The sequence below is a fragment of the Nocardiopsis changdeensis genome, from assembly GCF_018316655.1.
Taxonomy (GTDB): domain Bacteria; phylum Actinomycetota; class Actinomycetes; order Streptosporangiales; family Streptosporangiaceae; genus Nocardiopsis; species Nocardiopsis changdeensis.
Genome location: NZ_CP074133.1, coordinates 5,250,395 through 5,263,082, shown reverse-complemented (window position 1 = coordinate 5,263,082; position 12,688 = coordinate 5,250,395). Strand labels below are relative to the sequence as shown.

General features: G+C 73.3%; 12 protein-coding genes. 6 read left to right on the top strand and 6 right to left on the bottom strand.

Going from position 1 to position 12,688, the window contains the following annotated elements; genetic code table 11:
• Nucleotides 1-494: 494 nt before the first annotated feature.
• A complete protein-coding gene (locus KGD84_RS23915; RefSeq protein ID WP_220562622.1) occupies nt 495-1,355 on the bottom strand; it encodes a CAP domain-containing protein in 861 nt (286 codons plus the stop codon).
• 328 nt (nt 1,356-1,683) lie between these two features.
• Between KGD84_RS23915 and recO the strand changes: the two genes are divergently transcribed.
• From recO to KGD84_RS23895, 4 genes are all read left to right on the top strand, one after another.
• Nucleotides 1,684-2,415 (top strand): DNA repair protein RecO, encoded by a 732-nt coding sequence (recO, locus tag KGD84_RS23910; protein ID WP_220562621.1) that lies wholly within the window; start codon nt 1,684-1,686, stop codon nt 2,413-2,415.
• Nucleotides 2,412-3,242 (top strand): isoprenyl transferase, encoded by an 831-nt coding sequence (locus tag KGD84_RS23905; protein WP_220562620.1) that lies wholly within the window; start codon nt 2,412-2,414, stop codon nt 3,240-3,242. The genes recO and KGD84_RS23905 overlap by 4 nt, the downstream gene beginning before the upstream one ends.
• Nucleotides 3,243-3,245: 3 nt before the next feature.
• Nucleotides 3,246-4,040 (top strand): SGNH/GDSL hydrolase family protein, encoded by a 795-nt coding sequence (locus tag KGD84_RS23900; RefSeq protein ID WP_220562619.1) that lies wholly within the window; start codon nt 3,246-3,248, stop codon nt 4,038-4,040.
• 115 nt (nt 4,041-4,155) lie between these two features.
• On the top strand, nt 4,156-4,974 hold the full coding sequence (locus tag KGD84_RS23895; RefSeq protein ID WP_220562618.1) for an SGNH/GDSL hydrolase family protein: 819 nt from the start codon (nt 4,156-4,158) through the stop codon (nt 4,972-4,974).
• A gap of 45 nt (nt 4,975-5,019) precedes the next feature.
• On the opposite strand, the gene KGD84_RS23890 is transcribed toward KGD84_RS23895, so the two are convergent.
• The 5 genes from KGD84_RS23890 to KGD84_RS23870 form a co-directional block, all read right to left on the bottom strand.
• Nucleotides 5,020-5,331, bottom strand: coding sequence for an SCP2 sterol-binding domain-containing protein (locus tag KGD84_RS23890; RefSeq protein ID WP_255646770.1), 312 nt, complete (start codon nt 5,329-5,331; stop codon nt 5,020-5,022).
• A 247-nt stretch (nt 5,332-5,578) separates the two neighbouring features.
• Entirely contained in the window at nt 5,579-5,965 is a 387-nt protein-coding gene (locus KGD84_RS23885) for a Fur family transcriptional regulator (protein ID WP_220562617.1), read from the bottom strand.
• Nucleotides 5,962-6,864: a metal ABC transporter permease gene (locus tag KGD84_RS23880; RefSeq protein ID WP_220562616.1), complete on the bottom strand. Its 903-nt coding sequence runs from the start codon at nt 6,862-6,864 to the stop codon at nt 5,962-5,964. The genes KGD84_RS23885 and KGD84_RS23880 overlap by 4 nt, the downstream gene beginning before the upstream one ends.
• Entirely contained in the window at nt 6,857-7,693 is an 837-nt protein-coding gene (locus KGD84_RS23875) for a metal ABC transporter ATP-binding protein (RefSeq protein WP_255646769.1), read from the bottom strand. The genes KGD84_RS23880 and KGD84_RS23875 overlap by 8 nt, the downstream gene beginning before the upstream one ends.
• A gap of 63 nt (nt 7,694-7,756) precedes the next feature.
• Nucleotides 7,757-8,128, bottom strand: coding sequence for a DUF6703 family protein (locus tag KGD84_RS23870; protein ID WP_220562615.1), 372 nt, complete (start codon nt 8,126-8,128; stop codon nt 7,757-7,759).
• Nucleotides 8,129-8,439: 311 nt separating this feature from the next.
• Here KGD84_RS23870 and KGD84_RS23865 point away from each other — a divergent pair, with 311 nt between their 5' ends.
• Both KGD84_RS23865 and KGD84_RS23860 read left to right on the top strand, forming a co-directional pair.
• Nucleotides 8,440-12,147 carry a CDP-glycerol glycerophosphotransferase family protein gene (locus tag KGD84_RS23865; protein ID WP_220562614.1) on the top strand — a complete coding sequence of 1,236 codons (3,708 nt, stop codon included), beginning with the start codon at nt 8,440-8,442 and terminating at the stop codon, nt 12,145-12,147.
• Between the two features lie 89 nt (nt 12,148-12,236).
• Nucleotides 12,237-12,542, top strand: a complete 306-nt coding sequence (locus KGD84_RS23860; RefSeq protein WP_220562613.1) for an antibiotic biosynthesis monooxygenase family protein — start codon at nt 12,237-12,239, stop codon at nt 12,540-12,542.
• The last annotated feature ends 146 nt before the right edge of the window (nt 12,543-12,688 follow it).

Sequence of the window (12,688 nt, the reverse complement as noted above, 5' to 3'; positions counted from 1 at the left end):
CCGGGCCGCCCCGCTCGCTAACGTTGTGGGCGGAGCGGCCCCGAACCGGCTTCCTTCTCCTTTTTTCTCTCTTTAAGAAAACCGCAGCCGGTTCACTCCCCGCTCTCCCGGTCGGGCCCATGGCGGGCCCGGCCAGGGCGGCACCGCGAAAAGGTCCGTCGCCGAAGGCGTCCGTTGAGGGCGGTGGTGGGCGACGGGTGGGCTTCCTTCTTATTTTCGCACCCAGCCCTCGCACCCTCCGCCCCCACACCGGGTGAGGCTCCGGCCCGCAAGGCCCACGGGCGGGCTTCCTTCTCTTATCCCTCTCCGGAAAGACACAGCCCGGCCACTCTCCTCACCCGGTGCTCCCGGCACCGGGAGCGCTTCCTTCTCAACCCTCTTCGAGGGCTCCGCTGCTAACGGTTCAGCGCTCCCACTCTCCGGGCCCCGAAAGAGGGCGGGGCGGTCCGCGCGGAGAAACGCGGACCGCCCCGTACAGGAGCCGTGGGCCGGACTCACTCCCAGCCGAACAGCTGGGTCCAGGCGTTGCCGGACTCGCCCACGCCGATCGCGACCAGGCCGCAGTTCAGGATGTTGTCGCGGTGGCCCCGGCTGTTCATCCAGGCGTCCATCACCTGGGCGGCGCTGGTCTGCCCCTTGGCGACGTTCTCGGCGCCCCAGGCGTCGTACCCGTGGCGTCGGGCCCGGTCGCCGGGGCCCTCGCCCTCGGGGCTCTGGTGGCTCATGTAGTCGCGCCGGTCCATGTCCTCGCTGTGCTCCTGGGCCGCGGCGGTGAGCCGCGAGTCCACGCGCAGCGCGTCGCACCCGGCGTCGGCCCGCTCGGCGTTGACCAGGCGCACGACCTCGTCGGTGACCGCGGAGGAGGTCCCCGTGCCGCCACCGCCGCCGCCCCCGCCGGAACCGCCCGAGCCCCCGGACCCGCCGCCTCCGCCGGAGCCGCCCGCCCCGCCGGCGTTCCCACCGCGGTTCCCGTCGGCGTCCGCGTCCTCGGTCCCGGTGTCCTCGGGGGAGGACGAGGCGGTGACGTCGGCGCTCTGCGGCTCGCTGTCCCCCGACGGGGTGCGTTCCTGGGCGGGCGCGTCCGGGGACACGAAGAAGTCCGGGTCCTCGGACGCGTCCGGGACCGGCGGCGCCTCGGTGCCGACCGACGAGGTCGCACCGTCCTCGGGCAGGGCCGAGCCGTCCGCGGTGGTCCGGAACGGGTTCAGCTCCTCGCCGAACCCTGTGACCAGGAGCGTTCCGGCCAGGGTCAGCCCCACCGGCACCGCCGCCAGGGTGACGGCCAGGGGTACCGGCCTTCTGCGCTGGGAGCGCCGGGGGCCTGCCCGCCGTTTTCCTCGACGACCGCGCGCCATAATCGCTCTCCTCCGGTGTGTGCGGGATACGGGCGGGTTCGCCGCCCGAAGCCGGGTTCGTACCCTGGGGCGGCTCTGGGTTCGCCCATCGCCACGTGAGATCTCGGTGGTCCGGCCGCGAGGGGGCCGCGCCTCCGCGTGGCGGCGCCGGGGGCGCCGCGGGGGAAGGGCGGCCGACCCGGCGGGTCACGTCTAGCGCGTGAGAGTAGACCAAATATCTTGAAAAGGGAATCCAAAACGTGATCAACCTGGTCAAGGCGGTGCGCGTCCGTCATATGTGCTCCGGCCCGGCGCGAGGACGGTCACCGGCATCCGCGACAATGGGGGAGTGAGCCTCTACCGTGACGAGGGCGTCGTCCTGCGCAACCAGAAGCTGGGCGAGGCCGACCGCATCATCACCCTGCTGACCAGGCGCCACGGCCTGGTGCGGGCGGTGGGCAAGGGCGTGCGGCGCACCCGGTCGCGGTTCGGTGCCCGGCTGGAGCCCTGCACCCACGTCGACCTGCAACTGCACACCGGACGGACCCTGGACGTCGTCACCCAGGCCGAGACCGTCCGCGCCTACGGCGAGGCGATCGTCGCCGACTACTCCCGGTACACCGCCGCCACCGCGATGCTGGAGACCGCGGAGAAGGTCGTCGCCGTCGAGAAGGACCCGGCCCTGCGCCAGTTCCTCCTGCTCTTGGGCGCACTGCGTACCCTGGGCGAGGGCACGCACGACGCCCGGCTGGTCCTGGACGCCTACCTGCTGCGCTCCCTGGCCGTGGCCGGGTACGCCCCGGCCCTGTCCGAGTGCGCCCGCTGCGGCGACCGCGGCGAGCACCGGTCCTTCGCGATCCACGCGGGCGGAACGGTGTGCTCGGTGTGCCGCCCCCACGGCAGCGTGCACCCCTCGGCCGAGACCGTCCGCCTCATGTCGTCCCTGCTGGGCGGCGACTGGGCGGCGGCGGACGCCAGCGACCCACGGCACCGCACCGAGTGCAGCGGCCTGGTCGCGGCGTACCTACAGTGGCACCTGGAAAACGGAATCCGATCACTGCGCCATGTGGAGCGTTCTTGAGTCTGTTCAGCTTCGACACCGGTAACCGGCGGGGGTACACCGCACCCGTCCCGCACGAGAGCGGGGCGCGTCCTCCCGGCCTGCCCGCCGACCTGGTGCCCCGGCACGTGGCCGTGGTCATGGACGGCAACGGCCGCTGGGCCAAGCAGCGGGGCCTGCCGCGCACCGAGGGCCACAAGGCCGGTGAGGCGTCCCTCTTCGACGTCATCGAGGGCGCCCTGGAGCTGGGCATCCCCAACCTGTCGGCGTACGCCTTCTCGACGGAGAACTGGAAGCGCTCCCCGGAGGAGGTCCGCTTCCTCATGGGCTTCAACCGCGACGTCATCCGCCGCCGCCGCGACGAGCTGCACGCCCGCGGGGTGCGCGTCACCTGGGCCGGCCGCCCGGGCATGCTCTGGAAGAGCGTCATCAAGGAGCTGCGCGACGCCGAGGAGCTGACCCGCGACAACACCGCGCTCACCCTCCAGTTCTGCGTCAACTACGGCGGCCAGGCCGAGATCGTCGACGCCGTGCGCGCGCTGGCCCGCAAGGCCGCGGCCGGGGAGATCTCCCCGGACAAGATCACCGAGGACACCCTCTCCCGGCACCTGTACTCGCCGGAGGTCCCGCCGGTGGACCTGTTCGTCCGCTCCTCGGGCGAGCAGCGGCTGTCCAACTTCCTGCTGTGGCAGTCCGCCTACGCCGAGTTCGTCTTCCTGGACACGCTCTGGCCCGACTTCGACCGCCGCGACCTGTGGCGGGCCTGTGAGATCTACGCGCGCCGGGACCGCCGCTACGGCGGCGCCGAACCGAACCCGGTGGCCGTACCCGAAGAAGAGGGGGAATGAGGGATGGCGGGGCAGGACGCGCCTTTGCTGCGCCCGGGGATGTCGCTGGTCTCGATCGGTGACAGCTTCACCGAGGGGGTCGGCGACCCCTACCCGGACGGCTCGGGCTTCCGCGGCTGGGCGGACCGGACGGCCGAACACCTGGCCGACCACCTGGGGGAGGTCCGGTACGCCAACCTCGCCGTGCGCGGCAAGCTGATGCGCCAGATCGTCACCGACCAGCTGCCGCCGGTCCTGGAGATGGCCCCCGACCTGGTCACCCTGTGCGCGGGCGGCAACGACCTGCTGCGCCCGGCGGGCGACCCGGAGCGGATGGCCAGGATCCTGGACGGCACCGTGGCCCGGCTGCGCGCCAACGGCTCGCAGGTGGTGCTGTTCACCGGCGTGAACATCGCCACCGGCTACATGCGCGGCACCATCGGCCTGTTCGCCCGCTACTACATGAACGTGCGCGCGATCGCCGACCGCCACGGCTGCCTCCTGGTCGACCAGTGGTCCATGGGCGTGCTGACCGACTCCCGCGCCTGGGACGCCGACCGGCTGCACATGTCCCCGGAGGGCCACCGCCGCCTGGCGCTGCGGGTGGCCGAGGTGCTGGGCGTCCCGGTCGCCGAGCGCTGGGACGAGCCCTGGCCCGAGGCGGAGCCGGTGGGCCGGGCGGAGGCGCTCCGGGAGGACCTGACCTGGGTCCGGGAGTCGCTGGGCCCGTGGATCGGCCGCCGCCTGACCGGCCGCTCCTCCGGTGACACCGTCACCGCCAAGCGCCCGGAGCTGACGCTCGTCACCAAGGAGCGCTGACCGGGTCCCGAAGCCGCTCATGGGGGATCCGCGGGTGTGACGTCACGCTCAAAACCCGAAAAAGCGGAAACCTACTGTCGCGTAACCATGGCGCGTGGTTGCATCATCGTCTACCATGAGCGGCTTTGGGACGAACGACCTCACCAAGAAGGACATCCTGTCCTACGTCGCCCTCGGGGACAGCTTCACCGAGGGCATGAGCGACCCCTACCCGGACAGCGACAGCGTGCCCAACGGGCGGTACCGCGGCTGGGCGGACCGGGTGGCCGAGCACCTCGCCGACCACGTCGGCGAGGTCCGCTACGCCAACCTCGCGGTCCGCGGCCGGCTGATCCGGCAGATCGTCGACGAGCAGCTGCCCCGCGCCGTCGAACTCTCCCCCGACCTCATCACCCTCTGCGCCGGCGGCAACGACATCATCCGCCCCGGCTCGGACCCCGACGCGGTGGCCGTGGTCTTCGCGGAGGCCATCGCGGAACTCTCCCGCACCGGCGCGCGCATCGTGGTCTTCACCGGCTTCGACACCAACTGGCAGCCGGTCATGCGCCACATGCGCGGCAAGATCGCCACCTACAACATGCACATGCGCGCCATCGCCGACCGCTACGGCTGCGACGTGGTCGATGTGTGGAGCATGCGGATCCTCGACGACCCCCGGGCCTGGAACTGGGACCGCCTCCACCTCTCCCCGGAGGGCCACCGCCGCCTGGCCCTGCGCGTGTGCGAGGTCCTGGGCGTGCCCGTCGAGGGCGACTGGAAGGAGCCGTGGCCGCCCGCGGAGCCCCGCGACTGGCGGGCCGCCCGCCAGGAGGACCTGCACTGGGCGCGCGAGTTCCTGATGCCGTGGATCCACCGCCGCCTGACCGGCCGCTCCTCCGGCGACAACGTCACCGCCAAGCGCCCGGCCCTGGAGCCGCTGCGCCGGGAGCACTGACCGGGGAGCGGCCCTGGGCGGGATCCCGCACCGGCCCGCCGGCCCTCAGCGCAGGATCGACACGATCCGGCAGCAGGCGGCCGCCAGTTCCCGGTCCCCGGTGAGGACGCCCCGCGCGGCGGCCTCACCGGGGTCGATCATCCTCGTGCACATCCGCCAGGCCGTGTCGGCGTCCAGCCGCACGGTCGCGGCGGCCGGGGCCCCCGGAGACGGGTCGTGCGCCCAGCCCCCGCCGGCGCGCACCACCGTCCACGTCCCGCCCGCGGGGCCCTCCACCACGACCCGGGCCCTGGTGCCGGGTTCGGCCCCGAACCCGCGCAGCGTGTGGGGCAGGGCGCGCAGGAAGGTGTCCAGCACCGGCCCGGCCGCCTCCGGCGCCAGGTCGGCCGTCCGTAGTCGTCGCCCAGCAGGTGGGCGGCCAGGTCCCGCACGCTCCAGCCGGGCACGGCCTCGGCCCTCCACTGACCGGGCTCCAGGGAGCGCAGCAGGGACAGCAGGGCGGCCCGCTCCGCGGGGAACAGGGAGCGGACGTCGATCTCCGGCCCCAGCAGGGGGTGGTCGTCCATGGGGTCGCCTCTCGGACGGGCGCGGGCGCGCGGAGCCCTCAGCTCCGGCGGGAGCAGGACGCGCAGGTCCCGAAGATCTCCACACTGTGGGTGACACCGGTGAACCCGTGGGCCTCGCCCATCTCGGCGGCCCAGCGCTCCACGGCCGGCCCCTCCACCTCCACGGCGGTCGAGCACACCCGGCACACCAGGTGGTGGTGGTGGCTCTCGCTGCCGCAGGCGCGGTAGACGGCCTCGCCGTCGTCGGTGCGCAGCACGTCGATCTCGCCGGAGTCGCTCAGCGCCTGGAGCGCCCGGTAGACGGTGGTCAGGCCGATCTTGGAACCCTCGGCGCGCAGGTCCGCGTACAGGTCCTGGGCGCTGCGGAAACCGCTGGACGCGTTCAACGCCCGACGGACCGCCTCACGTCGTGTCGTCGTACTCAACGGCTCACCCTCCCCGGATCGCTCTCGGGCATCGTACCGGCCTCCGCGGTGACGGCGGGTGGCCGGGTGCTGGCGGCCCTGTGCCCCGAGGCCCGGCGCAGGACCCCGCCCACGCCCACCGCCACGACGAAGACGGCCAGGGCCAGCAGCACGATCGTGGCGCCGGGGGCCAGGTCGGCGTAGAACGCGGTGCTCAGCCCGCCCAGCGAGGACAGCAGGCCGATCACCACGGCCAGTGACATCGTCACCCGGAAACTGCGGGTGAGCTGCTGGGCGGCGACCACCGGGACGATCATCAGGGCGCTCACCATGAGCAGGCCCACCACGCGCATCGCGATCACCACCGTCAACGCGGCGGTAACGGCCAGCAGCACGCTCAGGAAGCGCACCGGGAGCCCGTGGGCCCGGGCCACCTCCTCGTCCTGGCACAGCACGAACAGCTCGCGGCCGAACACCGCGACCACGGCGGCCACGCCCAGCGCCAGCACCGCGACGACCCACAGGTCCTCCTCGCTCACGGTGCTCACCGAGCCGAACAGGAACCCGGTCAGGGTGGCGTTGCTCGCCCCCGGGGTGAGCCCGATGAGGAGCACGCCGCCCGCGATGCCGCCGTAGAACAGCAGCGCCAGGGCCACGTCCCCGCTGGTGCGGGTGCGCGTCCGCACCACCTCGATGAGGACCGCGCCGATCATCGACACGATGGCGGCGGTGAGCAGCGGCGAGGTGCCGGTGAGCAGGCCCAGGGCCACGCCGGTCAGGGCGACGTGCCCGATGCCGTCGCCCAGCAGGGCCAGCCGCCGCTGCACCAGGTAGGTGCCGATGACCGGGGTGATCAGGCCGACCAGCACCGCGGCGATCAGCGCGCGCCGCATGAACTCGTACTGGAGGAGGTCAATCACGGCCGGGCACCTCGAGTCGCATCAGGTCCGCGGGGGAGGACGGCTCGGCCGCCCGCGGGTCGGGGTCGTTGGGGTCGGGGTGGGGGTGCTGGTGCTCGTGGCCGGGCCGGGCGCACTCGCCGGTCGGCGCGGGCGGGGCGCCGTCGTGCACGATCCGGCCCGACTCCAGCACCACGGAGCGTCCGATGACGTCCTCCAGCGGTCCCAGCTCGTGCAGGACCAGGACGACGGTGGAGCCCTGGTCGCGCAGGCGGGTGATGGTGCGGGCGAGCGCGCGCTGGTTCTCGTGGTCCACCCCGGCCATCGGCTCGTCCATGACGAAGGTGTCGGGGCGCCCGGCCAGGGCGCGGGCGATGAGCACGCGCTGCTGCTGGCCCCCCGACAGCTCGCGCACCGAGGCGCGGGCCAGGTCGGTCAGGCCGACGGCGGCCAGGGCCTCGTCGACCGCGGCCCGGTCGGCGCGCGTGGGCAGCGACAGCCGGCGGCGCGCGGCGACCTGCCCGGAGGAGACGATCTCGCGCACCGTGGCGGGCACGGCGCCGCCCGCGGTGAGCCGCTGGGGCACGTACCCGATCCGGCGCCAGTCCCGGAACCGGGACAGCGGTGCGCCGTGGACGCGGATCTCGCCGGAGGAGAGCGGCACGATGCCGAGCATCGCGCGCATGAGGGTGGACTTGCCCGACCCGTTGGGGCCCAGGACGGCCACGGTCTCGCCCGCCCGTATCGCCGTGCTCACCCCGTCCAGGACGGGGACCCCGTCGTAGGAGACGCGGGCGTCGATGGCCTGGAAGGCGGGCGGGACCGACTCGTCCCTGATCTGGGCGTACACGAACCCCATTATCACGAAAACGAAAATGATTGTCAAAATACCCGGACTCGGGGGGATAACACTTCAGAACCCCAGGAACCGGGCCACCGCCAGCACCGCGATCACCACCACGATCAGCACCCGCGGGGCCCGCTGCCGGGAGTCCAGCGAGGGCCAGGTCAGGTACGCGAGCCAGGCCAGGAACAGCGCCACCGGCAGCAGGCACAGCCCGCCCGCCAGCCCCGGGGCCAGCAGCCCCGCCACGAACAGCGCCCCCAGCAGCACCGGCGACAGCCACCGCGGCGCCCGGTGCAGCCACACCAGGGGCACCGCGCTGCGCCGCTCCACCGCCCGGCGCACCGGCCCCGCGCCCGGGGTGTACAGGGAGTCCCCGGAGGGCAGGGGAGCGCCTCCCTCGTCCGTTCGCTTGTCATCACCGTGTTCGGGAGGTGCCATGGGGGTCCGTTCGCTCTCGGGTGGCATCGGGCCGGGTCGTCACACGACCGATACCCGTCCGGAGCGCCCGATTCCCACTCCTGTGATACTTGTACCGAAACCCTAGTGCAGGGCTCCGGCCCGCGGCCGACGTCGAACCCGACCGGCCCCGCGCGGCCTCCCCATCCCCCGGAGAGGACACCCCCGTCGAGGGACCTCTCACTCAGGGTGAAAAGAGAACCACGAAAAGCTCCCAGCACCGTTACCGTCCACGCGCGAGCCGCATCTGCCGGGTCCCGCATGCGCGAACCCTTCGGAGGGTGTCAACTTCCGTGCCCGAACCGACAGTCATCGTGACGTTCGACGTCACCGAGCCCCATCTCCAGCACTGCCTCGACTCCCTGGGCCGCCAGACCGGCCTCCCGGGAGGGGGAGAGCCCGCGTCCGGTGCGGACGCGGGGATCGAGGTCGTCCTCGTCCCCGTCCGCCCGGCGACCGCTGCGCCCCGCACCGGAGCGCCCGACGCCTCCGCGCCCGGCACGGCCGTGTCCGACGCCGCCCCGGACGAGGAGGACGACGAGAACGAACAGGACGGCACCGCCCCCGGCAACGGGGCCCCCGGCGAGGAGGGCGAGCAGGGGGACGAGGCCGTCGACCGGGCCCAGGACGCCCTGGCCGTCGCCGCGGCGTTCGCCGCCGCGCCCCCCGCGGGGGTCACCGCCGTCCTGCTGGCCGACGACCCCGCGCCGGACGCGCCCGCTGCCCGCGCCCGCGGGGCCGCGGCCGCCCGCGGCGGGCACCTGCTCTTCCTGGAGGGCTCCGACGCCCTCACCGGCTACGCGCTCTCCTACCTGCTGGGCAGCGCCCTGGACAGCGGATCCGACCTGGTCGTCGGCAACGTGTACATGTTCGACGAGCTGGGCGCCGCGCCCTCCAAGCGCCACCGCCGCCACTACGCCCGCCCGCGCCTGGCCGAGGACCCCCGGAACATCCCCGGACTGGCCTCCGACGGCGTCCTGGGCAACAAGCTGTGGCGGCGCGACTTCTGGAACTCCCTCACCGACCACGGCCTGCACCCCGACGACGCCGACCTCGGCCTGCGCCGCGCCGCCCTGTCCGCCCGCACCGTGGACGTCCTGCCCGGGCCCGCCCTGCTCAGGCGCCGCAGCGAGCGGGAGGCGCTCCCCCTGGACGAGGACACCCTCACCCGCAGACTGGGCGCCATGACCCGGCTCGCCGAGGGACTGGCCACCCATGACCGCGACCTGTGGGACCGCACGCTCCTGCACGGCGAGCTGCACCGCCTGCTGATGCGGCTCGACGACGCCGACGAGGAGACCCGCGCCACCGCCGTCGCGCTGGTCAACACCTACCTCGACCACGTGCCCGCCCGCCTGCTCGACGGCCTCGGCGTCCTGGACCGCCTGCTGTACCACCTGGTCCGCAAGCACCGGGTCGAGGACGTGCTGGAGGTCGCCACCTTCGCCAAGAGCGTCGAGATCAAGAAGGCCACGCTGGTCCGGCGCGGGTTCGGCTACTACATCCGCTACCCCTTCTTCGAGTCCGAGGACCCGGCCAAGGCCGTCCCCCGAGAGATCTACCGCGTCGACGACGACATCAAGGTCCGCCAGAAGACCGAGGAGATCGCCTGGGAGGACGGGCGGCTGCACATCCGCGGCCGGCTGGGCATCCGCCACCTGCGCGCCCACCGCCGCTGGCACCAGCACGTCACCGCCTACGCGGTGCGCTCCGACGACCGCCGCCGGGTCCGCCTGCCGGTGCGCATCCGCCGCGCCGCCGAGTACCGGCTGCCCGACGTGCTCGACGCCGCCCGGCACGACTACGGCGGCTTCACCGTCATCGTCGACCCGCGCCGACTGCGCGACTCCGGCCGCTGGGACGCCTCCGACTGGAAGATCGAACTGGTCGTCCTCAACCGGGGCATCACCCGGCGCCGGACCGTCTCCAACCCGGTGCCCGGCCCCGCCAAGCGGCCCGCCTACCAGCGGGTCGACGAGGAGGTGTGGGTCCGCCCGCACTGGAGCCGCGACCAGCAGCTGGTCATCAGTGTGGAGCCCTGCCTGGCCAGGATCACCGGGCACCGGTTCGACGAGCGCGCCGGGGTGCTGGAGCTGCGCGGCGAACCCGTCGCCGCACCCGCGGCCGAGGCCGTCGAGCTGAGACTGACCCGGCGGCCCGGCACCGCCACGGTCAGCGTGCCGCTGGAGTCCGAGGGCGGCCGGTTCGAGGCCAGGATCGCCGCTGGCGACCTGTACGACCGCGCCGTCGACGAGTGCGGCGGCGTCATCCGCCAGGAGACCTGGGACGCCCACCTGGTCACCCGCGAGAAGCAGGTGGTGTCCCTGGTCGTGCCGGAGGAGGTCGCGCCGGCCGCCTACGCCGACGGCGACGGCCGCCGCGAACTGTCCGTGCTGCGCTCGGCCGTCGGCCACCTGCGGCTGCGCGCGGGCCACGCCCGGCCCTCGGTGGAGGAGGCCCGCTGGGAGGGGCGGACCCTGGTGCTGTCCGGGGTCTTCCGGGCCGCCGCCGAGCTGAGCCTGGTCGCCAAGGCGCGCGGGCGCGACGAGGAGCACGCGCTGGAGGTGGAGCGCTCCGGGGAGCGGTTCACCGCCCGGTTCTCCCCGGCCGACGTCCCCACGCTGTCCGGGACCCTGTCGCTGCCCGCGGGCGGGTACCAGCTGTGGGGGCGGGTGGACACGCCGGAGTCGGGGGAGCGCCACGCGGACGTGGGCGTGGAGTTCGCCGAGGACCTGCTCGCCTCGCTGCCGCTGGAGATGCAGACCGCGGAGCGCGGCTACACCCTCTCCTACCAGGGCCGGGGCATCCCGGTCCTCCAGGTCGGCGGCGACCTGCGCCCCGCCGAGCAGGGCACCTTCGCCCAGCGCGAGCTGCGCGAGACCTTCTACCCGGCGCAGCGGCTGGAACCGGTCGTGGACGGCGTCCTCTTCGACACCTACACCGGCCGCCAGTACTCCGACAGCCCGCAGAGCATCTACGCCGAGCTGCGCCGCCGCGAGCGCTGGGCCGACCACCCCATGTCGTGGCTGGTCGCCGACGGGCAGGTGAACCTGCCCGAGGACCTCACCCGGGTCCGCCACCGCGGCCGCGAGTACTACGAGGGGCTGGCGCGCAGCCGGTACCTGGTCACCAACTCCCGGCAGCCGGCGTGGTTCCACCGCCACCCGGACCAGACCGTCGTGCAGACCTGGCACGGGTCGATGCTCAAGCGCATCGGCTTCGACGTGGAGAACATCCGCGGCAAGTCCCGGGACTACTTCGACAAGCTGGCCTGGGAGACGCGGCAGTGGGACTACCTGGTGTCCCCGAGCCCGTGGGCGACGCCCATCCTGCGCAGCGCCTTCCGGTTCGAGGGCGAGATCCTGGAGACCGGGTACCCGCGCAACGACGTCTTCTTCTCGCCCGAGCGGGACGCGATCGCGGAGCGCACCCGCGCCCGGCTCGGGCTGCCCGAGGACAAGAAGGTGGTGCTGTACGCGCCGACCTGGCGCGACGACAAGTACTACACCCGCGGCAAGCACAAGCTGGACCTGCACCTGGACCTCCAGCGGCTGTACGACGAGCTGGGCAAGGACCACGTGCTGCTGGTGCGCCGCCACCCGCGCGTGGTGGACAGCGTGCCGATCGTGGGCCGCGACTTCGTCCACGACGTGTCGCTGTACCCCGAGATCATGGAGCTGTTCCTGGTGACGGACGTGCTCATCACCGACTACTCGTCGATGATGTTCGACTTCGCCAACACGGGGCGCCCGATGCTCTTCTTCACCTATGACCTGGAGGGGTACCGGGACAACCTGCGCGGGTTCTACTTCGACTTCGAGGAGACCGCGCCGGGGCCGCTGCTGATGGAGTCCGACCAGGTCATCGAGGCCCTGCGCGGGATCGACGACGTGGCGCGCGACAGCGCCCGGGCCTACCGGGCGTTCGTGGAGCAGTTCTGCCCGCTCGACGACGGCGGTGCGGCCCGCCGCGTGGTCGACCGGGTCTTCGGCGCCGACTGACGCCGGCCGGGGCGGCGGGCCCGTGCCCGCCGCCCCGCCGCCCCCGTCCCCCGTACGGAGACGGGGGCGCGGTGCGCCAGAATGGGGGCGTGATCGTCATCACCCGCTACTCCGTGTCCGAGGCCGATGTCGAGGCCTTCCGCGCCGACGCCGCCCGGGCGGTCGAAGTGCTCTCCCGCCGCCCCGGGTACCGGGGCCACCGGCTGGGACGGGCCGCCGACGAGCCCACGCTGTGGACGGTGGTCACGGAGTGGGACGGGGCGGGCTTCTACCGGCGGGCGCTCTCGGACTTCGACGTCAAGGTCCACGCCGTGCCGCTGCTGTCGCGGGCGCTGGACGAGCCGACCGCCTTCGAGATCATGGACGCGGAAAGCCCGACTCCTCCCGCTTCCTGACCGAACAATCCGTGCGCGCGGGCCCGGCCGGTGCTCTAGCCTGGGTGGACGGGCACTCACCGTGGCCACTCCCGGTACCGGTGGGCGACCCCTTTCCCAGTACACACCGATGTATCGCGCACTGCGATCCACCGACCGCCAGCCGG

Bases quoted from the DNA above. Each gene is read 5' to 3' on its own strand.
- KGD84_RS23915 (WP_220562622.1), bottom strand. From the start codon at position 1,355: ATGGCGCGCGGTCGTCGAGGAAAACGGCGGGCAGGCCCCCGGCGCTCC.
- KGD84_RS23870 (WP_220562615.1), bottom strand. From the start codon at position 8,128: ATGGCACCTCCCGAACACGGTGATGACAAGCGAACGGACGAGGGAGGC.
- KGD84_RS23900 (WP_220562619.1), top strand. From the start codon at position 3,246: ATGGCGGGGCAGGACGCGCCTTTGCTGCGCCCGGGGATGTCGCTGGTC.
- KGD84_RS23895 (WP_220562618.1), top strand. From the start codon at position 4,156: ATGAGCGGCTTTGGGACGAACGACCTCACCAAGAAGGACATCCTGTCC.